The sequence below is a fragment of the Ciceribacter lividus genome (assembly GCF_003337715.1).
GTDB classification, from domain to species: domain Bacteria; phylum Pseudomonadota; class Alphaproteobacteria; order Rhizobiales; family Rhizobiaceae; genus Allorhizobium; species Allorhizobium lividum.
This window is the reverse complement of record NZ_QPIX01000003.1, coordinates 345,461-370,809: the sequence shown is the minus strand read 5'-3', so window position 1 is coordinate 370,809 and position 25,349 is coordinate 345,461. Positions and strand designations below refer to the sequence as shown.

At 64.9% G+C, this 25,349-nt stretch carries 25 protein-coding genes; 18 read left to right on the top strand and 7 right to left on the bottom strand.

Translation table 11 applies throughout. The features are described from left to right. Positions 1-13: 13 nt before the first annotated feature. On the top strand, positions 14-1,021 hold the full coding sequence (locus DFR48_RS07975) for a YeiH family protein (protein WP_114362624.1): 1,008 nt from the start codon (positions 14-16) through the stop codon (positions 1,019-1,021). A 95-nt stretch (positions 1,022-1,116) separates the two neighbouring features. Further along, positions 1,117-1,821 (top strand): HAD family hydrolase, encoded by a 705-nt coding sequence (locus tag DFR48_RS07970; RefSeq protein ID WP_114362623.1) that lies wholly within the window; start codon positions 1,117-1,119, stop codon positions 1,819-1,821. A gap of 4 nt (positions 1,822-1,825) precedes the next feature. Here the strand turns inward: DFR48_RS07970 and DFR48_RS07965 are convergent, their stop codons facing one another. Then, positions 1,826-2,458 (bottom strand): DNA-3-methyladenine glycosylase I, encoded by a 633-nt coding sequence (locus tag DFR48_RS07965; protein ID WP_114362622.1) that lies wholly within the window; start codon positions 2,456-2,458, stop codon positions 1,826-1,828. Between the two features lie 217 nt (positions 2,459-2,675). On the opposite strand from DFR48_RS07965, the gene DFR48_RS07960 reads away from it, so the two are divergent. From DFR48_RS07960 to DFR48_RS07950, 3 genes are all read left to right on the top strand, one after another. Continuing rightward, positions 2,676-3,422, top strand: a complete 747-nt coding sequence (locus DFR48_RS07960) for a L,D-transpeptidase (protein ID WP_114362621.1) — start codon at positions 2,676-2,678, stop codon at positions 3,420-3,422. 135 nt (positions 3,423-3,557) lie between these two features. Next, positions 3,558-4,250 carry a L,D-transpeptidase gene (locus tag DFR48_RS07955; RefSeq protein WP_170141823.1) on the top strand — a complete coding sequence of 231 codons (693 nt, stop codon included), beginning with the start codon at positions 3,558-3,560 and terminating at the stop codon, positions 4,248-4,250. 226 nt (positions 4,251-4,476) lie between these two features. Beyond that, the gene (locus DFR48_RS07950) at positions 4,477-5,142 is read left to right on the top strand and encodes an outer membrane protein (protein WP_114362620.1); all 666 of its coding nucleotides are present in this window, start codon (positions 4,477-4,479) and stop codon (positions 5,140-5,142) included. Between the two features lie 37 nt (positions 5,143-5,179). Here the strand turns inward: DFR48_RS07950 and DFR48_RS07945 are convergent, their stop codons facing one another. The 5 genes from DFR48_RS07945 to DFR48_RS07920 all read right to left on the bottom strand — a co-directional run bounded on the left by DFR48_RS07945 (position 5,180) and on the right by DFR48_RS07920 (position 10,356). After that, positions 5,180-5,641, bottom strand: a complete 462-nt coding sequence (locus DFR48_RS07945) for a hypothetical protein (RefSeq protein WP_114362619.1) — start codon at positions 5,639-5,641, stop codon at positions 5,180-5,182. Between the two features lie 64 nt (positions 5,642-5,705). Further along, complete coding sequence (gene glcF, locus DFR48_RS07940) at positions 5,706-7,010, bottom strand: glycolate oxidase subunit GlcF (RefSeq protein ID WP_114362618.1); 1,305 nt, start codon at positions 7,008-7,010, stop codon at positions 5,706-5,708. A gap of 70 nt (positions 7,011-7,080) precedes the next feature. Beyond that, positions 7,081-7,479 (bottom strand): DUF4870 family protein, encoded by a 399-nt coding sequence (locus tag DFR48_RS07935; RefSeq protein WP_114362617.1) that lies wholly within the window; start codon positions 7,477-7,479, stop codon positions 7,081-7,083. Beyond that, on the bottom strand, positions 7,476-8,684 hold the full coding sequence (glcE, locus tag DFR48_RS07930) for a glycolate oxidase subunit GlcE (protein ID WP_114362616.1): 1,209 nt from the start codon (positions 8,682-8,684) through the stop codon (positions 7,476-7,478). The genes DFR48_RS07935 and glcE overlap by 4 nt, the downstream gene beginning before the upstream one ends. Before the next feature lie 238 nt (positions 8,685-8,922). Then, positions 8,923-10,356 (bottom strand): FAD-linked oxidase C-terminal domain-containing protein, encoded by a 1,434-nt coding sequence (locus DFR48_RS07920; protein ID WP_114362615.1) that lies wholly within the window; start codon positions 10,354-10,356, stop codon positions 8,923-8,925. Positions 10,357-10,492: 136 nt separating this feature from the next. On the opposite strand from DFR48_RS07920, the gene DFR48_RS07915 reads away from it, so the two are divergent. Then, positions 10,493-11,389: a LysR family transcriptional regulator gene (locus DFR48_RS07915; protein WP_114362614.1), complete on the top strand. Its 897-nt coding sequence runs from the start codon at positions 10,493-10,495 to the stop codon at positions 11,387-11,389. Positions 11,390-11,395: 6 nt separating this feature from the next. Here the strand turns inward: DFR48_RS07915 and DFR48_RS07910 are convergent, their stop codons facing one another. After that, a complete protein-coding gene (locus tag DFR48_RS07910) occupies positions 11,396-12,670 on the bottom strand; it encodes a DUF3422 family protein (RefSeq protein ID WP_114362613.1) in 1,275 nt (424 codons plus the stop codon). 232 nt (positions 12,671-12,902) lie between these two features. Here DFR48_RS07910 and DFR48_RS07905 point away from each other — a divergent pair, with 232 nt between their 5' ends. From DFR48_RS07905 to DFR48_RS07850, 12 genes are all read left to right on the top strand, one after another. Then, the gene (locus DFR48_RS07905) at positions 12,903-13,583 is read left to right on the top strand and encodes a hypothetical protein (RefSeq protein ID WP_114362612.1); all 681 of its coding nucleotides are present in this window, start codon (positions 12,903-12,905) and stop codon (positions 13,581-13,583) included. A gap of 90 nt (positions 13,584-13,673) precedes the next feature. Further along, positions 13,674-14,528 carry a FadR/GntR family transcriptional regulator gene (locus DFR48_RS07900; protein ID WP_245415546.1) on the top strand — a complete coding sequence of 285 codons (855 nt, stop codon included), beginning with the start codon at positions 13,674-13,676 and terminating at the stop codon, positions 14,526-14,528. Next, on the top strand, positions 14,525-15,304 hold the full coding sequence (locus tag DFR48_RS07895) for a (Fe-S)-binding protein (RefSeq protein ID WP_114362610.1): 780 nt from the start codon (positions 14,525-14,527) through the stop codon (positions 15,302-15,304). The genes DFR48_RS07900 and DFR48_RS07895 overlap by 4 nt, the downstream gene beginning before the upstream one ends. A gap of 10 nt (positions 15,305-15,314) precedes the next feature. Continuing rightward, positions 15,315-16,745: a LutB/LldF family L-lactate oxidation iron-sulfur protein gene (locus tag DFR48_RS07890; protein ID WP_114362609.1), complete on the top strand. Its 1,431-nt coding sequence runs from the start codon at positions 15,315-15,317 to the stop codon at positions 16,743-16,745. 5 nt (positions 16,746-16,750) lie between these two features. Further along, a complete protein-coding gene (locus DFR48_RS07885) occupies positions 16,751-17,434 on the top strand; it encodes a LutC/YkgG family protein (protein ID WP_114362608.1) in 684 nt (227 codons plus the stop codon). A 142-nt stretch (positions 17,435-17,576) separates the two neighbouring features. Next, the gene (locus DFR48_RS07880; RefSeq protein ID WP_114362607.1) at positions 17,577-18,917 is read left to right on the top strand and encodes a glycosyltransferase family 4 protein; all 1,341 of its coding nucleotides are present in this window, start codon (positions 17,577-17,579) and stop codon (positions 18,915-18,917) included. Beyond that, positions 18,899-19,675 carry an HAD-IIB family hydrolase gene (locus DFR48_RS07875; protein WP_114362606.1) on the top strand — a complete coding sequence of 259 codons (777 nt, stop codon included), beginning with the start codon at positions 18,899-18,901 and terminating at the stop codon, positions 19,673-19,675. Before DFR48_RS07880 ends, DFR48_RS07875 begins: the two co-directional genes overlap by 19 nt. A gap of 164 nt (positions 19,676-19,839) precedes the next feature. Further along, positions 19,840-20,340, top strand: a complete 501-nt coding sequence (locus DFR48_RS07870) for an NUDIX hydrolase (RefSeq protein ID WP_374591000.1) — start codon at positions 19,840-19,842, stop codon at positions 20,338-20,340. Positions 20,341-20,515: 175 nt separating this feature from the next. After that, positions 20,516-22,021 carry an inorganic phosphate transporter gene (locus tag DFR48_RS07865; RefSeq protein ID WP_114362604.1) on the top strand — a complete coding sequence of 502 codons (1,506 nt, stop codon included), beginning with the start codon at positions 20,516-20,518 and terminating at the stop codon, positions 22,019-22,021. A gap of 21 nt (positions 22,022-22,042) precedes the next feature. After that, positions 22,043-22,780, top strand: a complete 738-nt coding sequence (locus DFR48_RS07860; protein ID WP_114362603.1) for a 16S rRNA (uracil(1498)-N(3))-methyltransferase — start codon at positions 22,043-22,045, stop codon at positions 22,778-22,780. A 140-nt stretch (positions 22,781-22,920) separates the two neighbouring features. Then, complete coding sequence (locus DFR48_RS07855; RefSeq protein WP_114362602.1) at positions 22,921-24,294, top strand: glutamate--cysteine ligase; 1,374 nt, start codon at positions 22,921-22,923, stop codon at positions 24,292-24,294. A 125-nt stretch (positions 24,295-24,419) separates the two neighbouring features. Continuing rightward, positions 24,420-25,322: a DUF937 domain-containing protein gene (locus DFR48_RS07850; protein WP_114362601.1), complete on the top strand. Its 903-nt coding sequence runs from the start codon at positions 24,420-24,422 to the stop codon at positions 25,320-25,322. Positions 25,323-25,349 lie beyond the last annotated feature (27 nt).

Sequence of the window (25,349 nt, the reverse complement as noted above, 5' to 3'; positions counted from 1 at the left end):
TCCCTCGGTCGCCATGCTCCCGCTTTCTGCACTTCCCCGCCTCCTGCCGGGCATTGCCCTTTCGGCTCTCGTTTCCGGCCTCGCCATTCTCCTCGAACGCGTCGAAGTCGCGCTTTCCGGCGGGCACTGGATTGAAAGCCTGGTGCTCGCCATCCTCCTCGGGACGGCACTGCGTTCCTCTTTCCGTATCCCGTCCGCCTTCGACGCCGGGATCGCCTTCAGCGCCAAGATCCTGCTCGAAGTGGCGGTGGTCCTGCTCGGCGCCTCGGTCAGCATTGCCGAGATCGGCGCGGCCGGCGTTCTGCTGGTCGCGGGGATCGCCGCCGTCGTGGTGCTCTCGCTTGCCGTCAGTTACGGGATCGGACGGGCGCTCGGCCTCACCCCGAAGCTCGCGACACTGGTCGCCTGCGGCAACTCGATCTGCGGCAATTCGGCGATTGCAGCCGCCGCCCCGGTGATCGGCGCGGAGGCCGACGACGTGGCAGCCGCAATCGCCTTCACCGCAGTGCTCGGCGTCGCCGCCGTCCTCCTAATGCCGGCACTGCATGCCGCCGCACATCTCAGCGACCTGCAGTTCGGCATCTTTGCCGGCCTCACCGTCTACGCCGTGCCGCAGGTGCTGGCGGCAACCGCCTCAGCCGGCCTAATCAGCAGCCATGCCGGTACGGTGGTCAAGCTGATCCGCGTGCTGATGCTCGGCCCGGTGCTGCTGGCGCTCGGAGCCGTTGGCAACAGTTCGGGCGGCAGGGCATCGCTTCGGCACGTGGCGCCCTGGTTCATCGCCGGCTTCGCCGCAATGATGGCGCTACGCTCGGCCGGCGCGATTCCGCCGGTTCTCCTCGGGCCGATCACAACCGCCTCCGGCCTGCTCACCACGATCGCCATGGCCGGGCTCGGGCTGACCGTCGACGTGCGCTCCGTCACCCGCTCCGGCGGCAGGGTGGTCCTCGCCGCGATCGCCTCGCTCCTCGTGCTCTGCGCGCTCAGCCTCGTATTGCTCACACTTCTCGCGATCAACTGATCGTGTCCGGGGGTTTCCCACGCGAAACCATTGCTTTGCCACAGGCGAGGGCTAAACTTCGGGGCCGATCGACACGATGCGGCGGACTACCGACAATGACCCTGCGCCCCCTTGCCACGATCGGCTTCGATGCCGACGACACGCTCTGGCAGAACGAGCAATACTACAGGCTGACGGAAGAGCATTTCACCGCTCTGCTCGCCGATTTCGCCGAGCCCGAGCACATCTCCGGGCGGCTGCTGGAGGCGGAAAAGCGCAATCTCGCCTATTACGGTTTCGGCATCAAAGGCTTCACGCTGTCGATGATCGAAACGGCGCTCGAAATCACCGACCGCTGCGTGCCTGCACGGGTGATCGACGATATCCTCCGGGTCGGGCGCGAGTTGCTCAGCCATCCCGTCGAGACACTGCCGCATGCCCGCGACACGCTGGAGAGGCTCGCGGGCGACTATTACCTGATGCTCGTTAGCAAGGGCGATCTCTTCGACCAGGAACGCAAGCTTGCGCAGTCCGGTCTCGGCGAACTCTTCGACGCGGTGGAGATCGTCTCCGACAAGACTGCGACCACCTACCGCCGCGTCTTCTCCCGCAACGGCGACAGCGCGGAGCGGGCGATGATGGTCGGCAATTCGCTGAAGTCCGACGTGGTGCCGGCGATCGCCGCCGGCGCTTGGGGCGTCTTCGTGCCGCACGAGCTCACCTGGGTGCTGGAGCAAGTGGAAAAGCCGGTCGAGGCGCCGCGTTTCCGCGAGATCGCCCATCTCGGCGAGTTGCCGGATCTCCTGGCCAGCCTGCAGTGAACCGTCAGCGCGGGCGGGCGAAGGCCTCGCGCATCGCCTCGACCTTGCCGCGACAGACGCAGCCTTCGATGTGGTCGTCGACCAGCCCCATGGCCTGCATGAAGGCATAGACTGTGGTCGGGCCGACGAAGGTCCAGCCGCGCTTGCGCAGGTCCTTCGAGAGCCGAACCGAGGTCGGCGAGGTCGGGTTCGCCCTCAGCGTCGCGTAATCCACTCGCGACGGCCGCTCGTCAGCCCCCGGTTCGAAGCCCCAGAAATAGCGGGCGAGCGAGCCGAACTCCGCCTTGAGTTCGATCGCGCGCGCGGCGTTGTTGATCGTCGAGACGATCTTGCCGCGATGGCGCACGATGCCTGCATCGGCGAGCAATCGCGCAATGTCCTCTTCGCCGAACTGCGCGACCTTCTCGAAATCGAAGCCCGCGAAAGCAGCGCGGAAATTCTCGCGCTTGCGCAGGATGGTGAGCCAGGAGAGCCCGGACTGGAAGCCTTCCAGGCAGATCTTCTCGAAGAGCCGGCGGTCGTCGGAGACCGGATAGCCCCACTCGTCGTCGTGATAGCGGCGGTAATCCTCCAGATTGCCGTGCCAGAAGCAGCGCACGAGCCCGTCGTCGCCGGTGATCAGTCCCGTTCCGTCCATCTCGGTGATTCTCCCTCACAATGCGGCGATGTTTACCATTTGTTCACCAGTTCTCAAAACCGGCTGCTAACCCTGACGAAAGGTTTATCGAGAAGACCGCATTTTCATGAACGGCGATTTACCAATTCTGCGCCGGCCGGGTGGCACCGTGCGGCAATCCGGGGCCGGAGGACGGCCCTTTTTCAGTTCTCGGTGTTAATTGTAGCGAGTCCGCCCGATGATCAAGAAAACGCTTCTCCTGGCAACGAGCCTCATCCTGCCCCTGGCGCCCGCGGCCGAGGCCAACGACCGTTACGGCAATCGTCCGCCGGTCGTCGTCAGCCCCGACCTCACCGCGCCGTGGGTGATGCAGCTCGGTGGCGCCGTCCGTCCGGTCGTCTATGCGCCGCGTCCGCAGCCGGTCGCCCCTGCCCCGCGCCGGCAGATCCGGCGAAGCTTCGACCAGCCGGCCGCAGTCGCCCCGCAGCCGGTCGCGGTGCGGCCGAACAATCCGGCGCCGAAGGAATTCAACCCGATCTACCTGCCGCAGATGGTCGACTACCAGACAGCCGAACCCGCCGGCACCATCGTCATCGACACCAACAACCGCTTCCTTTACCTCGTGCTCGGCGACGGCAAGGCGCGCCGTTACGGCGTCGGCGTCGGCAAGCCGGGCTTCGAATGGGCGGGCAAGCACAAGGTCACCCGCAAGGCCGAGTGGCCGGCCTGGAACCCGCCGCAGGAAATGATCACCCGCGAGGCGGCGAAGGGTCACTTCATTCCGGCCCACATGGAAGGCGGTCCCGCCAATCCGCTCGGCGCACGCGCCATGTATCTCGGTTCGACCCTCTACCGCATCCACGGCACCAACGCGCCATGGACGATCGGCAACGCCGTCTCCTCGGGCTGCATCCGCATGCGCAATGAGGACGTCGTCGATCTCTACGAACGCGTGAACGTCGGCACGACCGTCATCGTCATCTGACCATTTTTGGCCACTCAGACGAAGTTTATCGTAGTATCCCATACCATTTCTGCTTTGGCCGACGGCTTTGGACTTGAATTCCAAAGCGAGTCGGCTATGGCTTTTCCCCGGTATAATTTACGGGGGAAGTCCACCATGTCGAAATACTTGTCCGTGCTTACCGCAGCCGCCATCGCTGCGACCGGCATGCTGGCGCCGGTCGAGGCCGACGCCTTCGGCGGTGCCGCCAGGCCTGCGGCCGCCGCAAGCGACGTCACGCTTGTGGCGCAAAAGCCGAAGCAGCCGGCCGAGAAATTCCGCCGCCGCGTCGTGCGGCTCGTCACCGACGAGAAACCCGGCACCATCATCATCGATACCAACAACAAGTTCCTCTACTACGTCGAGGGCAACAACCGCGCGACCCGCTACGGCGTCGGTGTCGGCCGCGAGGGCTTCGGCTGGTCGGGCGTCGTCAAGATCGGTCGCAAGGAAGAGTGGCCGAGCTGGCGCCCGCCGGCGCAGATGCGCGCCCGTGAAGCCGCCAAGGGTCACATGCTGCCGGTCGTGCAGGAAGGCGGTATCGACAATCCGCTCGGCGCCCGCGCCATGTATCTCTTCAAGGGCGGCCACGACACGATCTTCCGCATCCACGGTACGAACCAGCCCTGGACGATCGGGCTCAACATGTCGTCGGGCTGCATCCGCATGATGAACAAGGACGTCGAGCACCTCTACGAGCGCGCCTCGGTCGGCACCAAGGTGATCGTCGTCGGCCCCGGCAACAGACAGGGCAAGGTGAGCTTCGAGGACCGCGGCATCGACCTCCTGCGGACGATTCTCGGCGGCTGAGGCGTCGCTTCACGATCAGGCTTTCGGAAGGCGTGCGAGAAATCGTGCGCCTTGTTCCTTTTCAGGGGCCTGGACACGCAAACGTGATGAGCCGGCGGCGCCGGCATCCCGAAGTTCCTTATAGGAAACAACATTCCAGCCGGCAGTGATGCAAAATAGAAACAGACTTGGTCTTTGACACCTCCTAATATGCGGGCGAGCTCAAACAGCAGAATCAGGTTGCCTCATGTCGAAGAAAATCGCCTGCCTGTCCTCTTCCGCGGCCATCGCCGCACTCCTGCTTTTCACCTCCGCGGCTCGTGCCGAGATGGCGATCTCCGTCTACGGCGGCGTCCAGTCGGCACCGCACAGCGACGTCGAAGTCTCCGATGGACCGGATTTCACCGCCGGCTGGGAAGGCAACTCCTTCTCCATGCCGCCCTATTACGGCATTCGCGGCACCTGGTGGATGGAGGAAATCGGCCAGCCGAACCTCGGCCTCTCGCTCGACTACAGCCATGCCAAGGTCTATGCCGACGACGGCACGCTCGCCGATACCGGCTGGAGCCACTTCGAATTCACCGACGGCCTCAACCTCGTGACGCTGAACGCGCTCTATCGCTTCCCGATCGAGGGCACCCGGTTCACGCCCTACGTCGGCGCCGGCGCCGGCGTGAACATCCCGCATGTCGAAGTGACCCGCGCCTCCGGCACCACCTCCGAATTCCAGCTCGGCGGCGCGACGGTGCAGGCCCAGGTCGGCGTCGCCTACGACATCGCCGACCGCTGGCAGGCCTTCGTCGAATACAAGGGCAACTATTCGTGGGTCGATGTGGATATCGACAGCGGCGCGACGCTGAAGACCAACATCATGACGAACGCGGTCAACGCCGGCATCACCTTCCGCTGGTAAAGCCGTCAAGGCCGGCGCATCCGACAGGCAGCGCCGGCTACTTCAATTCGCAGACGACCCGTCCGTCGCGGGAAAGGGCCGTCTGAAGGTTGCCGCTAGCGTCCGTACCCGTCTGTACCTTGACCGTATAGCCGCCCTGGAAGCGGGACTTGTCGTCGGGCGTGACCGCGGTGTCCACGGTCAGTTCGAGAGTGGCGAAAGGGCCGCTCTGTGATTCAGTGTAGACCTGCAGGCGCAGCTCGCTGCCGTCCATCCAGTGCTGTTTCAGCATCGACGAGGTGAGACGCATCGTCTCGACGAGGCCTGGGACCTTCGAATCCTTCAGCGTCAGCACGCCACGGAAATGCTCCAGAGCGCCCTGCTTTTCGGCGCTGAAGCCGCTTTCGAGCGACATCTTCAGGTTTGCATCGTCGGCGACGCAGTAGATGCGCTGGGCAGCGAGTGCCTCGCACGAGCCCGTGAGTGCCGCGATAAGAGCAATCGCTATTCTGGCGCACATTGCCGAACCTCCTCCGGAACCGGAAAACTGTCCCGGCCAGAGGGCAGAATTTAACGAAACATCCTTAGGATTTGGCTAATTTCCTTGGGCGCTCGCCACCATAAGCCCAGTCGAGGAGCTCGACGGTGTGAACCACCGGCAGATCGGTTCCGGAACCGATCTGGGTCATGCAACCGATATTGCCGGCGGCGATCACCTGCGGCTTCGTCGCAGCAATGTTCTTCACTTTACGCGCCTTGAGCATCTCGGAAATCTCCGACTGCAGGATGTTGTAGGTGCCGGCCGAACCGCAGCAGAGGTGGCCTTCAGCCGGTTCACGGACGGTGAAGCCCGCATTCGCCAGCAATGTCTTCGGCGCCATGGTTACCTTCTGGCCGTGCTGCAGGGAGCAGGCGGAGTGATAGGCGACGACGATCCCCTTTGCTTCGAGCCGGGGAAGTTCGAGCGTCGAGAGATACTCCGTCACGTCCTTGGCAAGCCCCGAGACGCGCGCGGCCTTTTCCGCATAGGCCGGATCGAGCCGCAGCATATGGCCATAGTCCTTGATTGTCGTGCCGCAGCCGGAGGCGGTGATGATGATCGCATCGAGACCGCCCCTTTCGATCTCGCGGGTCCAGGCATCGACATTGCGGCGGGCGAAATCGAGCGCCTGTTCTTCGCGCCCCATGTGATGGACAAGGGCCCCGCAGCAGCCCTCGCCTTGCGGCGATGCCACCTCCACGCCGAGACGCGTCAGCAGCCGCACCGTCGCCTCGTTGATGCCGGGATCGAGCACCGGCTGGGCGCAGCCTGCCAGGATCGCGACGCGACCACGCTTCGGCACCCCGGCGGAAGGTTCGCCCGGCGCCGGCGATGCCGCCTTCGCGGGCAAGACGCGCGGGGCGAGCTCGAGCATCGCGCCGAAGGGTTTGAGCTGGGGCACCCGCTTCAGGAGACCGGCGAAAGGTCTGCCGATGCGGGCGAGTGTCAGGGCGAAGCGGAACCGCGCCGGATAGGGCAGCACCATGGCGAGCACGCCGCGGGTCAGGCGGTTCGCCAGAGGGCGCCGGTAGGTCTTTTCAATGTGGATGCGGGCATGATCGACGAGATGCATGTAGTCGACGCCCGAGGGGCAGGTCGTCATGCAGGCGAGGCAGGAGAGACAGCGGTCGATATGACGAACGATCTGCTCGTCCGCCGGGCGACCGTTCTCCAGCATGTCCTTGATGAGGTAGATGCGTCCGCGCGGGCTATCGAGTTCGTTGCCGAGCGTCACGTAGGTCGGACAGGTCGCCGTGCAGAAGCCGCAATGCACGCACTTGCGCAGGATATTCTCGGCTTCGGCCACACGCGGGTCTGCCAGCTGCTCGGCGGTGAAATTGGTCTGCAAACTCAAAACTCCAGCGCATGGAGGAAGAGGTCCGTCCCCTTCCTCCTTCGTTTGTCGGGTTCTGTCCCGGTCAGATCAGCCAGCTCTCCGGCCGCTCGATCGGCTGATCGTTGCTCACCCGTTGCAGCCCGATAACGCAGCGCACGATCACCCAGACCGCGGTGGCGATCGCCAGGATGACGCCGACGAGGGCGAGCGTCAGCACGACGGAAATCGCGGCATAGAGGATGCCGATCCAGAAGGTGCGGATCGCCCAGGTGTAGTGGCTCTCGAGCCACGGATCGGACTTGCCGCGGTTGAGATAGGCGAAAACCACCCCAACGACCGCGGTGATGCCGATCACGAAGCTCGCGAGGTAAAGGACATAGATGATCTGGACATTCAGCTTGCCGGGGTCCATCCAGTTGTCGGTCCGGCGGGCCGGCGGCGTTGGCGGCGTCTGCGGCATCTGCGAGGTCGGCTCGGTCATGCGGATTCTCCTGTCGTCATGCGGCCGGGATTCAATATCCCCACAGGGTCGAATTTTGCCTTAACCCGTTGCGAAAGCAAGGCCAGCGCAGGTTCCTGCGGTTCGAAGGACGCGACGGATGCGCGCACCGCGCCTGAGGCCCGCATGAGCGTCGCGTGGCCGCCGCCGAGCGCGCGGATGTAGCGCCGCAGGATCTCCGCTTCCGGGTCCGCCTCCATCCGCATCCAGACGAGGCCGCCCTGCCAGTCGTAGAAGGCGTCGACGCCGGTCGCGAGCCGCAACGCCGCGACGAGTTTCTCTCCCTGGGAGGGCGCGACCGAGACACGCCAGAGGGGCCGCATCGTGCCGTCGGCATAGGGCTTGACGTCGCGGATCTCGCGCCACAGCACCGCCGTCTCCTCCGGTCCGAGGCGGGTCGCGGGTGCGAAGCGTTGCATGGCAGCCGCGAGCTTTTCCACCCGGACGGCGACGGATGCCTCCAGGCCTTCCACGCGCAGGACGGTCGCCGGGCCATCGGGCAGGCCGCCCGAGAGGAAACGCGACCTGACGCTTTCCGGCAGATGGGCAGCACCCGAGACCTCAACCGGCAGCGCCATCGCCGCCGCCATGGCGTGCGTGGCGGCCTCGTCGTCGAGGCCGGAAAGCACGATGGTCGCCGCCATCTTCGGCCGCGGCAGGACCTTGAAGGTGACCTCGGTCAGGAGGCCGAGCGTGCCGTGGGAGCCGGCCATCAGCTTGACGAGGTCAAGCCCGGTCACGTTCTTCATCACCCGCCCGCCGGCCTTGACGATCTCGCCATGGCCGTTGACGAAGCGCACGCCGAGCAGGCTGTCGCGCGCAGCACCCGCGGTGATGCGGCGAGGCCCGGACGCATTGACGGCGAAGATGCCGCCGATGGTCGGTTCGCCTGCCGTTCCCATGACCGGCCGATGATCCGGCGGTTCGAAGGCCATCGCCTGACCGTTCGCGTCGAGGGCCGCCTCGATCTCGGCGACGGACGTGCCGGCGCGTGCCGTCATCACCATTTCCGCCGGATTGTAGGTGAGAATGCCGGAGAGCCCGGAGGACGAGAGCGTCGCAGCGGCCTGCACAGCATTGCCGAAACCGGCGCGCGTGCCCCCGCCCCGGATCTCGAGCGGGACCGCCCGCTCGGCATGGTCGCGGATGATTTCGGCAGCTTCGGTTTCGGTCGCTGGAGTCAGCATGAAATACCCCCCTCTGGCCTGCCGGCCATCTCCCCCACAAGGGGGGAGATCGGCTGTGGCATCCGCCGCGCTGACTTCCGATCCCAAGGTGAAGTGGCCACGTTCTGGCCACCAGTACAGGGCCTGTTTCGTGCTTGAGCCAGCGTCGCCAAGGAGCGAGCGTTCGCCGCTGACGATCTCCCCCCTTGTCGGGGAGATGCCCGGCAGGGCAGAGGGGGGTGAACAACAGCAATTGCCATCACGCCCGTCCCTCCAGCGGAAAAACCTTCGAAGGGTTGAGGATCCAGGCCGGGTCGAAGGCTGCGCGAACCGCCATCTGCTGGGCGAGGTCGAGGTCGGAATACTGGTGGCGCATCAGGTCGCGCTTCTCGATCCCGACGCCGTGCTCGCCCGTCAGGCAGCCGCCGGCGTCGACGCAGAGCTTCAGGATCTCCATGCCCGCCGTCTCGGCGCGGGCGGCATCCTCGGGATCGTTAATGTTGTAGAGGATCAGCGGATGCATGTTGCCGTCACCGGCGTGGAAGACGTTGGCGACCCGAAGTCCGTAACGGTCGACGATTTCGGAGGTTTTCCTGAGCACGTAGGCGAGCTGCCCGAGCGGCACCGTGCCGTCCATACAGATATAATCGGCGATGCGGCCGGTGGCACCGAAGGCGGACTTGCGCCCCTTCCAGATTAGCGCCGCTTCCAGCGCCGACTGGCTCTCGCGCACCGTTTTGACACCGTGCCGGCGGGCAATCTCGACGATCGAGGCGAGCATCGCCTCCATCTCGGCCTCGGAACCCTCGACCTCGACGATCAGCAAGGCCTCGACGTCGAGCGGATAGCCGGCATGGGCGAAGGCCTCGCAGATCTCGATCGCCGGCTTGTCCATGAATTCGATCGCGACCGGGACGATGCCGGCGCCGATGACGTCGGCGACGCAGGAGCCGGCGGCTTCCGCGCTGTCGAAGCCGAAGAGGACCGGACGCGCGCCTTCCGGCTTGGCGATCAGCCGCACCGTCGCTTCCGTGACGATCCCGAGCTGGCCCTCCGAGCCGCAGACGAGGCCGAGAAGATCGTAGCCCGCCGCATCCAGCGCCTTGCCGCCGAGTTCGACAATGGTGCCATCCACCAGCACCATCTTCACGCCGAGCAGGTTGTTGGTGGTGACGCCGTATTTCAGGCAGTGGGCGCCGCCGGAATTCATGCCGATATTGCCGCCGATCGTGCAGGCAAGCTGCGAGCTCGGATCGGGCGCGTAGAAGAAACCGTCGGCGCCGACCGCGTCCGAAATCGAAAGATTGGTGACGCCGGCCTGAACGGTCGCGGTACGGTTGGCGTAATCGATGTCGAGGATGCGCGACATTGCCGAGAGGCCGAGCACGACCGCATCCTCCTGCGGGATGGCACCGCCCGAAAGCGAGGTCCCCGCCCCGCGTGGAACGACGGGAATGCCGTAGCGATGGCAGTACTTCATCACCGCCGCGACCTGCGCGGTTGTCTCCGGCAGCACGACCGCCAGCGGCCGGCGACGATAGGCGAGAAAACCGTCCGTCTCGAAGGGGACGAGCTCGACCGGCTCATGCACCAGACGCTCCGGCGGAACTAGTTCGGCGAGGTCTTCGACGATCTCCTTGCGCCGGGCAAGGATCGCGGCATCGGGCTCAAGAAACTTGATGGCTTCCGTCATGGTCCTTCCCTCGCAAGGCAAGATCGGCATACACCGCCCTGCCCACGGCTTCAACTGGTATTCTTTCTTTACCACTTTGACCAAATGCATGCAAATGCTATGGACTTATGACAAAACCGGAAAGAATGGAGACCGCATGACCAATCTGGGAGATCTCGAGGTCTTCTCGCGGGTGATCGCCACCGGCAGCATGTCGACGGCGGCACGGGCGCTCGGCCTGTCGCCGGCGGTGGTGTCAAAGCGGATCAAACGGCTCGAGGACAGGCTCGGCACCCGGCTCCTGCAGCGAACCACCCGGCAGATCTCGCTCACCGAAGCCGGCCAGGGCTTCTACGAGCGTATCGTGGCCGTGCTCGCCGGTATCGAAGACGCGGAGGCCTATGCCTCCGGCAGGTCGTCGGAGGTGCGCGGCACCCTCAAGATCTCCGCTCCGACCTCCTTCGGGCGATTGCATATCGCGCCGCACCTCAAGGCGTTCATGGACGCCCACCCGGAGCTTGCCATCCACCTCGTGCTCTCCGACGAATTCACCGACATCGTCGGCGGCGGCTTCGATCTCGCCATCCGCATCGCCGACCTCAGCGACTCCTCGCTGGTCGCCCGGCGGCTCGCACCGGTGCGGCGCATCCTCTGCGCCTCGCCCGACTACATCGCCCAACACGGCATGCCGCAGACGATCGACGACCTGAAGCAGCACCGTTGCCTGCCGGCCCACAACTACGACGCCTGGCGGCTGGAAGGGCCGCACGGCGCGCTGAACATCCGGCCGGACGGCATGCTCGTCACCAATTCGAGCGAGGTGATCCGCGAGGCAGTCATCTCCGGCCTCGGCATCGCGCTGCGCTCGACCTGGGACGTCGGGCCGGAGTTGAAGGCGGGCAAGCTCGTGCAGGTGCTGCCGGCCTATGAGGGTTCACGCAACGTCTCGCTTTCGGCGGTCTATCCGAGTCGACAGTTTCTGCCGGCCAAGGTGCGCCTGTTCATCGACTATCTCGCCGAACTCTATGGGCCAATACCCTATTGGGAGCGATGAGCCGACCTATTCCTCACCGTCGACATGGTGCTTGCGGATCCGCCGCACGACCAGCCAGACGCCGAGCACGACGAAGGGAACGGAAAGCCCGGTGATAATGCCCGGATCGACGGGCATGACCTCATGGCTCACCGCCTTGACCAGATAACCGATCAGGCCGACGACATAGTAGGAGATCGCTGCGACGGAGAGGCCTTCGACCGTCTGCTGCAGGCGAAGCTGCATCTCGGCGCGGCGGTTCATGGTGGCGAGCAGATCGGAATTCTGTCGCTCCAGTTCCACGTCGATCCAGCTGCGGACGAGGCCGGTGGCACGTGACAGCTTGCGCGAGAGGTTGGCCTGCCGCTCCTCGACCGACTGGCAGGTGCGCATGGCCGGCGCCAGTCGTCGTTCGAGGAAAGAACCGATCGTCTCGAAGCCGGGCACGGGGCTTTCGTCGAGTGTCTTGATACGCTCGTGGACGATGCCGTCATAGGCTCTGCTCGCGCCGAAACGGTAGAGACTGAGCGCGGCGTTCGCCTCGAGTTCTGCGGCGAGCCGCGTGATCTCGCCGAGCATCGAGTCAGCTTCCTCCCGCGCATGACCTTTCATGCGCTGGGTGACGGCGGTCAATCCGTCCTCGATGCGGCGGATATCCGGCGAAAGGGTCTGGGCGAGCGGCAGGCCCAGCATGGCGAGCGTCCGGTAGGTCTCGATGTCGAGAAGCCGCTGCACCAGTGCGCCGCGACCCGCATCGTTGAGCCCGCGGTCGATGACCAGGATGCGTGTCAATCCGTCGCCATCCTGCCGGAAGTCGGTGACGACGGTTGCCTGCCCCTTCTTCACTTCACTGTAGCAGAGGCTCGCGGGATCGAAGCTGCCGATCGCCATCGTCGCCTCCTTGCCCTCGGGGCGGATTTCCAGCCGGATCCCGGAGATCAGCGGGCCGGGCGCGGAAAAGGCGCTGCCGAAGGGGTGGACGGTGATGTCGCCGCCGAAATTTTCCGGCGCCGGTCCTTCCCAGAGCCAGGCGGAGAATTCGGTGTGCCGTTCCCAGCGCAACGTGCCCGCACCCCAGGCCATCGCATGATGCCGTGAGGCACGATCGGGCGGCGACACGCCTGCGGCCCGCGACAGTTCCGCAAGCACGCTGTGGTGCACGGCTGCGCCGCCGTCCATCATGAAGGCGAGTTGCAGGATCACCCGTGACGACTTGACGAGAGGAAAGGGCCGGGCGTGGATTTCGCCGAGGGCAATTGCCCGCTCCGGTGCGGCGGGAAATGCAAGTCTTCCGGTATCCAATCCCAACTCCCAGCTTGAGGTTCTGCGACCAATCCGCTCCTTCTAGCAAATGTCGCGTCCGCCCGTCAGGGGGTCGTTTGCCACAGGGCCTTACATTCGTCGCACTTAGGCGACATGCGCATCGTTGTTGTTGCTGTTTTTCGAGAGTGCTGCCAAGAATATCGGCAACGCGCGCCGCTGCCCCCGATGCGGCGAAACACCGACGACGAATGCCCCTGAAGGAGGATACCCGATGAAACGTTCAATGCCCGCCCTTCTGGTCGCCCTTGTCCTCGCCGTGCCTGCAATGGCCGGAGAGGTCCGGGATTTCGAGACCAGCCTGCGGACAGCCTACGGCGACTACCGGGCGGCCCTCTTCGCGACCAACACGGGCGGCAGCTCCGAATCGGCCGCCGCGCTCGACCGCTTCACCAAGGCATGGTCGGCGCTTGCGGCGTTGCCGGCGCCGCCCCAGTACGTCGACGATGCTGCATTTCCCGACACGATGAAAAAGGTGACGGCAATCGCAGAGAGCGCCTCGACCCAGGTCGCCGGCGGCGATCTCGCCAAGGCGCACGCCACGCTCGAGGGCATTCGTGACGAAATCGGCGACCTGCACCTGCGCAACGACATCTACAGCTTTTCCGACCGCATGAACGCCTACCACGCACGCATGGAAAAGGTTCTCGGCATGGATGCCGCCGACACCATCGCGGTGCGCGAGGAAGCCGCCGTGCTGGAGTACCTCCTCTCCGACATAAAGGCGCATCCTCCGAGGGACGCCGGCGGCAACTTCGAGGCCCTGCTCGGCGCCGTCGAGACGAGCGTCGCCAAGCTGCGCGGAGCGGCGACGAACAACGATGCCGCGGCGACCAAGGCGGCGATCGGCGGGCTGAAGGCGCCGTACTCGAAGTTCTTCCTCACCTTCGGCTGACGAACCCTCGACGCTCGCCCTTTCAAACTGGACAAATTAATTGACCAATCCTTCGGGCACTTGCTACACATGCGCTCGAAGGAGAATGGCGTGACCGAGACGGATGCCGAGAGCGATCGGGGACTTTTCACCCAGATCAGCCACAGCCGCACGGCCGACGAGGTGGTGCTGCAGATCGAGCAGCTGATCCTCGACGGTGTGCTGCGCGACGGCGACCGCCTGCCCGGCGAGCGCGACATGGCGCAGGCTTTCGACGTCTCGCGTCCCATTCTTCGTGAAGCCCTGAAGGAGCTTGAGGCACGCGGACTGCTCGTCAGCCAGCACGGTGGCGGCACCTTCGTGGCGGATATCATCGGCCAGGTGTTCTCGAAACCCGTGACCGAACTCATCTCGCGCCATCAGCGCGCCGCGCGCGACTATCTCGAATACCGCCGCGAACTCGAAGGCCTGACCGCGGAGCTTGCGGCGCGACGCGCGACCGAGACCGACAAGGCGCTTCTCGCCCGCATCATCGCGGACATGCGGCGGGCGCACGAAAGCGGCTCGGCCGAGGGTGAACTCGCCGCCGACATCGAATTCCACAACGCGATCGGCGAAGCCGCCCATAACGTCATCCTGCTGCACACGATGCGCGCCTGCTACCGGCTGCTCTCGCAGGGCATCTTCTTCAACAGGAAGGCGGTGTTCGCACTCGATGACGCCGGCGAGCGGCTGTTGCAGCAGCATGTGGCGATCTACGAGGCAATCGTCGCGGGTGACGGCGAGCGCGCCAAGCGGGCAGCCCAGGCCCATATCGATTTCGTGATGCAGGCCGTCGAGGATGCAAGCCGCGCCGACGAGCGGGGCCGCGTCGCACGCCTGCGGCTCTTGAGCCGCTCGGCACAGCCGGCTTCCGGCCGTGCATCGAAACAGACGACAACCGAAGGAACGGACATTTCCAAATGACCCCAGAACCGCAGAAAGTGCGGCCGCGCGTCGGCCTCTTCGCCACCTGTCTCGTCGATCTGTTCCGTCCGAGCGTCGGGTTTGCCGCCGCCAAGCTGATCGAGGATGCCGGCTGCGAGGTGCATGTTCCGATGGCGCAGACCTGCTGCGGCCAGCCGGCCTACAACTCCGGCGACAAGGCGGACACGCGCGCGCTTGCCAAACAGGTGATCGAGCTCTTCGAGGGCTTCGACTACGTGGTCGCCCCCTCCGGTTCCTGCGGCGCCATGCTGAAGAGGCACTATCCCGAGCTTTTCAAGGGCGACCCGGCCTGGGAGGCGCGCAGCCACGCCTTCGCCGAGAAAGTTCATGAACTCGTCTCCTTCCTGAGCGACGTGATGTTCGTGCCGAAGGTCGATGCGACCTTCGAGGGCAGCGTCACCTATCACGACAGCTGTTCGGGTCTTCGCGAACTCGGCATCAGCAAGCAGCCGCGCAAACTGCTTGCGGGCGTCGAAGGGCTGGAACTCAAGGAAATGGCCGACAGCGATGTCTGCTGCGGCTTCGGCGGCACCTTCTGCATCAAGTATTCCGACATCTCCAACAAGATCGTCGGCAAGAAAACGGAGAACATCGAGGCCGCCGGGGCCGATGCCCTGCTCGCCGGAGACATGGGCTGTCTCATGAACATGGCCGGCAAGCTGCGGCGCGAGGGCTCGAAGGTCGAGGTCCGCCACGTGGCGGAGGTTCTCGCCGGGATGACGGACACGGCGCCGATCGCCGGCTCGGGCAAGTGAGGGTCGGCCGATGCAGTTCACCGCTCCCCAGTTCAAGGAAAACAGCGTTACCGCCCTTCACGATCCGCAGCTGCAGAAGGCGCTGAAGAACGTCGAGACCGGCTTCATCGCCAAGCGCGCGACCGCCGCCGCAGCCCTGCCCGAGTTCGAGCTCCTGCGCGACAACGCCCGCGACATCAAGAACCACACGCTCGCCCATCTTGACCTCTATCTCGAAGCCTATGAGGCGAAGGTGAAGGCGGCCGGCGGCCACGTCCACTGGGCCGAGAGCGCGGAAGACGCCCGCCGGATCATCCTCGACATCTGCCGCAAGGTGAACGCGAAGACGGTCACCAAGGGAAAGTCGATGATCACCGAGGAGATCAACCTCAACGAATTCCTCGAAACCCAGGGCGTCGAGCCGGTCGAGACCGACCTTGGCGAATACATCATCCAGCTGCGCGGCGAGCATCCGAGCCATATCATCGCGCCGGCCGTGCACCTCAACAAGGATCAGGTGGAGGCCGATTTCCGCCGCGTCCACACCCATTTGCCGGCCGACCGCGACCTGACGGCGCCGGAAACGCTGCTCTCCGAGGCACGCGAAGTGCTGCGCAAACGCTATTTCCAGGCGGATGTCGGCATCACCGGCGCCAACTTCCTTGTCGCGGAGACCGGCACTTCTGTCATCGTCACCAACGAGGGCAACGGCGACCTCACCCAGACGCTCGGCAAGGTGCATGTCGTCGTCGCCTCGCTGGAAAAGATCGTCCCGACGCTCGAGGACTGCGCGCAGATCCTCCGCCTGCTCGCCCGTTCGGCGACCGGCCAGGACATGTCGGTTTACACCACCTTCTCCACCGGCCCGCGTCGCCCGGAAGATCCCGACGGTCCGGACGAATACCACGTCGTGCTGCTCGACAACGGCCGCTCGGCCATGCTCGGCACAGAGTTCGAGGAGATGCTGCGCTGCATCCGCTGCGGCGCCTGCATGAACCATTGTCCGGTCTATCACGCGGTCGGCGGCCACGCCTACGGATCGGTTTATCCCGGCCCTATGGGTGCCGTACTGACGCCGTCGCTCTTCGGCATCGATCAGTCCGGCCACCTGCCGAACGCCTCGACCTTCTGCGGGCGTTGCGAGAGCGTCTGCCCCATGCGCATCCCGCTGCCGAAAATGATGCGGCACTGGCGCGAGCGGGAATTCGAGCGGCACCTCACGCCGGCGACGAGCCGGTACGGCCTCGGCCTCTGGGCCTTCTTCGCCAGGCGGCCGGCTCTCTACCGGCTGGCGGCGTCGCTCGGTGCCCGGACGCTCGCGATGCTCGGCGGCGACAAGCGGAGGATCGGCGCCCTGCCGCTCGCCTCCGGCTGGACGAAATACCGCGACCTGCCCGCACCGGAAGGCCGGACCTTCATGCAGCAATGGGCCGAACGGCAGGCAAACAGGCAGGAGGCGTGAGCGTCATGGACGGCAAATCGGCAATTCTTAAGAAAGTCCGCGCCTCGCTGAAGGCTTCGCCGGACGATTCCGCGCGCCGCTCTGCGGTCGCCTCACGCCTCGCCGAGACGCCGCGCGGCATCATTCCCGCCCGTGGCCAGCTGCCGGGCGCAGCACGCCTCGACCTCTTCGTCGCGATGGCGGAAAAGTACCACGCCACCACCACCCGCATCGCCGATCTCTCGGCACTGCCTGCCGCGGTCGCGGACTATCTGAAAGGCCGCAACCTGCCGGCCTCCGTGCGGATCGGAAACGATCCACGGCTCGCCGTCGCACCATGGGGCGAGGAACGCACGCTCGAAATCCGCCACGGCGCCTCCGACGGCCACGACCTTGCCGCCGTCAGCCATGCCTTCGGCGCGATCGCCGAGACGGGAACGCTCGCGCTCCTTTCAGGCCCGGACAATCCGGTGACCCTGACCTTCCTGCCGGAGCACCACATCGTCGCGCTCGACGCCCGCGACATCGCCGGCGACATGGAAGCGATCTGGTCGCGGCTGCGGGCCGTAAACGGCAAGGCCGCGATGCCGCGTACCGTGAACTTCGTCACCGGTCCGTCGCGCTCCGCCGACATCGAGCAGACGCTGTTGCTCGGCGCCCACGGGCCGCGGGCGCTGCACATCGTCATCGTCGGCGAACCTTCCGCGTGAAGCTTCGGATGGCCTGCGGGCCATCCTGTCTTGTTGCCGCCACCAGGTACAAAATAGAAATTTCGTTCTCGTTTAGGAACAAAGTTCCTTATTCCGGCATTAGAAACTTGCCTTTTATGAACCAAATTTCTACTGTTCCAGGATGACGAATACAATCAACGAACTGGTCGAAACGCCGCGGATCGCGCTCGTCTCGACTCACGGTTACGTCGCCGCCCATCCGCCACTCGGCGCCGCCGATACCGGTGGGCAAGTGGTCTACGTCCTCGAGCTGGCCAAGAAGCTCGGCCAGCTCGGGCACAAGGTCGACATTTACACCCGACTCTTCGAGGACCAGCCGCCGGTCGACATCGTCGACGACAATGTGCGGGTGATCCGCATTCCCTGTGGCGGACCGGATTTCATCCCGAAGGAGTACCTGCACCGGCACCTGGCGGAGTGGGGCGAGAAGGCTCTCCGCTTCATCAAGAACGAGAACCTTTCCTATCTCTTCGTCAACAGCCACTATTGGGACGGCGGCGTCGCCGGCCAGCGGCTTTCCGAGGCGCTCTCGATCCCGCACATCCACACGCCGCATTCGCTCGGCATGTGGAAGAAGCGTCAGATGGAGACGGATTATCCCGAGCGCGCCGACAAGTTCGAGGAAGAGTTCAATTTCCGCGAACGCATCCAGCACGAGCTGATCATCTACCGCAGCTGCCAGCTGGTGATCGCCACCACACCGATCCAGCTCGACATGCTGCTCGACGATTACGGGCTCGCGCGCAGCCGCGTCCACATGATCCCGCCCGGCTACGACGACAACCGGTTCTTCCCGGTCTCACAGGCGTCGCGTCAGATGATCCGGCAGCGGCTCGGCTTTTCCGATCACGTGGTGCTGGCCCTCGGGCGGCTTGCCACCAACAAGGGCTACGACCTCCTCATCGACGGCTTTTCGGTGCTCGCGAGCCGCATTCCCGACGCACGGCTTCGGCTGGCGCTCGGTGGCGAAAATCTCGACGCCCAGGAAAGCGCCCTTCTCAAGCAATTGCATGAGCAGGTGGAAGCACTGGGACTCTCCGACCGCGTGGATTTCTCCGGCTTCATCCCCGACGAGGAGTTGCCGGATCATTACCGCGCAGCCGACCTTTTCGTGCTGTCGAGCCGCTACGAGCCATTCGGCATGACGGCGATCGAGGCCATGGCCAGCGGCACGCCGACCGTGGTCACCGTTCACGGCGGCCTCTTCCGCGCGGTCAGCTACGGCCGGCACGCGCTGTTTGCCGATCCCTTCGACAAGGAGGATCTCGGCATCACGATGATGAAACCGTTGAAGCATCCGCGCCTCTACGGTCGTCTGTCGCGCATGGGCGCCCACAAGGCCCGCAGCCTCTTCACCTGGACCGGAATCGCCCAACAGCTCGTGGCGCTTGTCGAAGGCCGTCCGGTGGCGCAAGCGCTCGATGACGCGGACTGGGATGAACCATGGAACGACGGCGACTGAACCCAGCGCGGATTTTCTCCTCCGACCTCGACGGCACGCTCGCCGGAGATCGTGACGCCTCCCGGCGGTTCTCCGACTACTGGGCGAGCCTCGATCCTGACAGCCGCCCGCTGCTCGTCTACAACAGCGGCCGGCTTATCGAGGACATATTGGCTTTCATCGCCGAGGAGGGCCTGCCGGAGGCCGATTACCTCATCGGCGGCGTCGGCACGATGATGCACGCCGCGACAGTGCCGGACATCGCGGCGGCCTATGCCGCTTCGCTCGACCATGACTATGACCCGCTCCGGATCGCGGAGCGGCTGCAGTCCCTGCCCGGCATCAGGCGCCAACCGGAACGCTATCAGCACATGCACAAGTCCAGCTGGTATTTCCACGATGCCCCGCTCGAACGCATCGAGGCACTGGAAGAAGAACTGCGCGCCGAGGGTCTATCGGTGAAACTCGTCTATTCGAGCGGACGCGACCTCGACGTGCTGCCCGGCAACGCCGACAAGGGCAAGGCGCTGACCTGGCTTTGCGAAGAGCTCGGCATCGGCCTGCATGAGGCGGTCGTCGCCGGCGACACCGGCAACGACCTCGGCATGTTCCTACTCGACGGCGTGCGCGGCATCGTTCCCTCGAATGGGCACACCGTACTGCGCCGGCTCGCTGAGGAACGCGACGACGTCTATCTCGCGGATCGCGCCCGGGCCGACGGCGTCATCGAGGGGCTCCGCTACTGGCAGGAGATCGGGCGGCACACGATCGGTGCATAGCCCAAAAGTGGACAAGCGGAACACTTGACCTGACGTGCCGTTGATCCAACATCAACGGTTAAACGGTCGCTTGACTGATTCGCCGTGTGAATCCGGAGAGGTCACCGAACGAACACAACCAGAGCGTAAGCTTCGAAGACGGGAGACAGCGGGAATTGACGATCATGAGCCGGATAGCCTCGGACGTGCAGTTGATGTTGCGGCGGCCGCCGCGCCAGCAATATGCCGCCCTGTGCTACCGTCCGCGCAAGAAGCAGGGGGGCATCGAGATCCTTCTGCTGACGAGCCGCGACACCGGCCGATGGGTGATCCCGAAAGGCTGGCCGATGGCCGGCAAGAAGTCCCATACAGTGGCCGAGCGTGAGGCTTGGGAAGAGGCCGGCGTGCGGGGCAAGGTCTCCCGCGAGCCGATCGGCTACTACGGCTATGCCAAGGGCATGGAAGGGGGCCTCAAGGTCGCGTGCCGGGTTCAGGTGCACGCGCTCGAGGTCAAGGAAATGACCAAGGACTTCCCGGAGAAGGGGATGCGCCGGCTGGAATGGGTGAGCCCCGAGGAAGCAGCCGCCCGGGTCCGCGAGCCGGAACTGAAGGTGTTGCTGCACGCGTTCGCCGAAAAGACGGCCGGTGCACTCGCCAAGCCCAAGAATCCTGTCGAAGGCTCGTAAAATCGGGCTGTCATAAAACTGTCATATTGCGCCTGCGCCGCTTTGCCACTAGGGCAAAGGGCGAATTCGGAACATCGCGCAGAACCGGACGGTCACAGCAGCGTTTCGTCGTCATCTACAGGATTTCGCGGAAGGGCGGCCCTCGGGGGGTGCCCCTCAGGAAGGCAGTATCGTCATGGCCAAGTCGCCGCCCAGCCTCGTCAAGCCCACTCTCGACAAGGATCTCGACAAATTCGCCTATGTCGAGGAGGCAGCCCAGCACATCTCCCGCGGCTACGCGCCGGTCGGCATCGGCCTGATCTTCCTGGTGACGACGATGATCTTCGCCGGCGCCTATGTGATCAACCAGCCGGGCGCCGTCATGGTCATCGCGGCGGCCGCGATCGGTGCCTACATGGCGATGAACATCGGCGCCAACGACGTCACCAACAATGTCGGCCCGGCGGTCGGATCGCGGGCGATGACGATGACGACGGCGCTCGTCATCGCGGTGATCTTCGAATCCGCCGGCGCCCTGATTGCCGGCGGCGACGTGGTTTCGACCATCTCCAAAGGGATCGTCGATCCGGCACAGGTGCCGAACGCCGAAGTCTTCGTCTGGGCGATGATGGCCGCTCTGCTCTCTTCGGCGCTCTGGGTCAATCTCGCCACCTGGATCGGCGCGCCGGTCTCGACGACCCATGCCGTGGTCGGCGGGGTGATGGGTTCGGGAATTGCCGCTGCCGGGGTCGGTGCGGTCAACTGGGAATCGATGATCGGGATCGCCGCAAGCTGGGTGATCTCGCCGCTGCTCGGCGGTGTCATCGCCGCCCTGTTCCTCGCCTTCATCAAGGAATTCATCATCTACCGGCACGACAAGATCGCGGCCGCCCGACGCTGGGTGCCGATCCTGATCGCGCTGATGATCGGAACCTTCTGCGCCTATCTGGCGCTGAAAGGGCTGAAGCAGCTGATGCATGTCAGCCTTACCGCCGCCGTGCTGGTCGGCGTTGTGACGGGGGCGATCGGCTGGGCGCTCAGCGTGCCGCTCATCCGGCGGCAGTCCGTCGGGCTCGAAAACCGCAACCAGTCGCTCCGCAAGCTCTTCCGCCTGCCGCTCATCTTCGCGGCAGCACTCCTTTCCTTCGCCCACGGTGCGAACGACGTGGCGAATGCGATCGGTCCGCTCTCTGCAATCGTTCACGCCATCCGCGCGCACGAGATCGCCGCCAAGGTCGAGATTCCGATCTGGGTGATGGTGATCGGCGCAACCGGCATCTCGCTCGGCCTCTTCCTCTTCGGCCCGAAACTCATCCGCCTCGTCGGCGAGCAGATCACCAAGCTCAACCCGATGCGGGCCTATTGCGTTTCGCTGTCGGCAGCCGTCACGGTCATCGTCGCCTCCTGGCTGGGTCTGCCGGTCAGTTCGACGCACATCGCCGTCGGTGCGGTCTTCGGGGTCGGCTTCTTCCGCGAATGGTATACCCGCAACTCCAAGCGGCGCGTGGACTACATCCGCGCCAAGTCGGACCGCTGGGTCGTCGAGGAAGCCACCGACCGCAACTCAGACGAAATGCGTCGCCGCTATCTCGTCCGGCGCTCGCACTTCATGACGATCGTCGCCGCGTGGATCATCACCGTCCCGGCGGCTGCGGGGCTTGCGGCGCTGATCTACTGGGTTATGTTCCAGCTCTTCGTGTAACGAGGGGAAGACGGGGAACCCATGCGCGCCAACTACCGGATGCAGAGGCTTTTCGTCGCCGCGGGGCTTTCTGCCGGCGCGACGGTCGAGACCAGCCCGGAGCAGTTCAACTATCTCGCCAACGTGCTCCGAATGGCGGAAGGCTCCGAACTCCTCCTCTTCAACGGGCGCGACGGCGAATGGAAGGCGACCCTCGCCTTCCCGACGCGCAAGCGCATCGTCATGACCGCGGCGGAACAGACGCGCCCGCAGCCCGAGCCCTGCGACCTGCACTTCCTCTTTGCGCCCCTGAAGGTCGGGCGCATGGACTACCTCGTGCAGAAGGCCGTCGAAATGGGTGCGGGGCTCCTGCAGCCGGTGATGACCCAGCACGTCCAGGGCAAGATCACCAATCTCGACCGCCTGCAGGCGAACGCCGTCGAGGCCGCCGAACAGTGCGGCGTCCTTTCGATCCCGACGGTCGAGGCGCCGAAGCGGCTGAAGGACCTGCTGGAACGCTGGCCCGCGACGCGGCGGATCATCTTCTGCGACGAGGATAGCGCGACACAAAACCCGCTCGCCGCCCTTCAGGGTATCCGCGAGCGCTCGCTCGCCCTGCTCGTCGGGCCGGAGGGTGGTTTTTCCGAGGAGGAACGGGCCCTGCTGCGCGACCTCGATTTCGTCACCGCGATCCCGCTCGGGCCGCGCATCCTTCGCGCCGATACCGCCGCGGTCGCGGCGCTTGCCGTCGTGCAGGCAACCGTCGGCGACTGGCATTGACGAGACGGGCTTGACCTGCCGCAAGCTTCCGATTTTTTTGACGAAGGCTTGAGAGAATTTCACTTGCGCACCGGCTTCATTCCGGTCCATTCACGCGATGGTCCGCTCCTTGGGCCGACTTCGCCAACAAGGTTCACTGCATGGCCCGCGACACCACCGATCACACTCCGCTCACGTCGGTCGACGAAATGGTCGCCTATCTCGCAGACGGTTGCAAGCCGCGGGAGGCTTTCCGGATCGGAACGGAGCACGAGAAGTTCGCCTTCTTCCGGGCGGACAACAGCCCGGTCCCCTATTCCGGCGAAGCGAGCATTTCGGCGCTGCTCAACGGCATGCAGAAGAAGCTCGGCTGGGAACCGATCATGGACGGGGAGAACATCATCGGACTTGCCGGCGGCGACGGTGAAGGCGCGATCTCCATCGAGCCGGGCGGGCAGTTCGAACTCTCCGGCGGCGCGCTCGAAACGCTTCACGAGACCTGCCGGGAATCGAACCAGCATCTTTCGGTGCTGCGCGACGTCGCCGAGCCGATGGGCATCCGTTTTCTCGGCATCGGCGGCAGCCCGAAATGGACGCTTGCCGAAACGCCGCGCATGCCGAAATCGCGCTACGAGATCATGACGCGCTACATGCCGAAGGTGGGCAGCCAGGGACTGGACATGATGTACCGGACCTGCACCATCCAGGTGAACCTCGACTTCTCGTCCGAAGAAGACATGCGCCGGAAGATGCGCGTGTCAATGAAGCTGCAGTCGGTCGCGACCGCCCTCTTCGCCTCATCGCCGTTTACCGACGGCAAGCCGAACGGGCTGCTCTCCTGGCGCGGCGACATCTGGCGGGATACGGACAATGCACGTGCCGGCGCCCTGCCCTTCGCCTTCAACGAGACTTTCGGCTTTGCCGATTATGTCGAATGGGCACTCGACGTTCCGATGTATTTCGTCGTCCGCGACGGGCGTTACCACGACTGCACCCACGTCACCTTCCGCCAGTTCATGGCCGGCGCGCTGAAGGGCGAAATCGCCGATTGGGAGCCGACGCTCGGCGACTGGACCAACCACCTCTCGACGCTCTTCCCCGATGTCCGTCTGAAGCGCTTCCTCGAGATGCGCGGCGCCGACGGCGGGCCGTGGCGGCGAATCTGCGCACTGCCTGCCTTCTGGGTCGGCCTCCTCTACGACGATGCGAGCCTTGCAGCGGCAGACGACCTCACCCGTAACTGGACCCATGCCGACGTCATCGCCATGCGCGACGCGGTGCCGGCCAAGGCGCTGGCCGCCGAAGTTGCCGGCCATAGCGTGCTCGACGTCGCACGGCAGGTCGTCGATCTCTCGCGCGCGGGCCTCAAGGCGCGTGCGCGCCTCAACAGCGAAGGCCAGGACGAGAGCGTCTTCCTCGCCTCGCTCGATGAAATCCTCGCCAAGAAGACGACGCTCGCCGAGGACATGCTGGCGCTCTACGGCGGTCGGTGGAATCGGGATATCGACCACGTCTTCGAGGACTACCAGTACTGAAGCAGGCGCCATCGGCCGCACCCCGCCCCACCCGGCCGGGCGCCGCTAAAAAGCGGTTTGCGCTCGGCTTTTTCCGGTTATAGTGCGGGAACGACGCGCTGCATGCAACCGGAGGGCCGCCATCCATGCTACCACTGTTCGAGATGATGTTGCAGGCGCAGAACGGGACGGCCATGGAAGCGGTGGCCAGACAGTTCAACCTCGCCCAGGAGCAGGCTGCGCAGGCGGTGGCGGCGCTGATGCCGGCCTTTTCCTCCGGCTTCAAGCGCAACACCACCAATCCCTACGACATGACGGCGCTCCTCAGCGCGATGGCATCCGGGAACTATGCGAAATACTTCGAGGACATGACCGCGGCGTTTACGCCGCAGGGCATCGCCGACGGCAACACCGTGCTCGAACAGCTCTTCGGCTCAAAGGAGGTTTCGCGCGCAATCGCCGCCCAGGCGGCGCAGTTCACCGGCATCAGCCAGGACATCTTCAAGAAGATGATGCCGGTGATGGCCGACACGATCATGGGCGGGCTTTCCAAGCAGACCACCGGCCAGTTCGACGCCACGGCCTTCGCCAACTCGCCGATGGGAGCGATGACCCGGCAGTGGCTCGAAGGCATGGGCTTTGCACCGAAGGCAAAGCCGAAGGAGCCGAACCTCTTCGACAATCCGTTCACGCAGGCGATGCAGACGATGTTCGGCGTCAAGCCCGCCCAGCCGCAACCCGCACCGACCGCCAACCCCTTCTTCGACAATCCTTTCACCAGGGCTTTCCAGGAGATGATGGCGGGTTATGCCGGGCCGGCCCCGACGCCACAGGGCGAGGCCGCCAAGCCTGCCGAAAAGCCGAAGGGTCAGGCGACCGAGCAGTTCACGACGATGGTGAACGCCATGTTCGACAGCGGGCTCGAAGTGCAGAAGAGCTACCAGAAGAGCATGGAGCAGATCTTCGACAGCTATCTCGACCAGACGCATGAGACCCCGCAAGGGGAGCCGGCGCCGCAAGGCGATGTGCCGCCGAACGGCAAAGGCTGATCCTTTCGTCCCGATTCAGGCATAGGT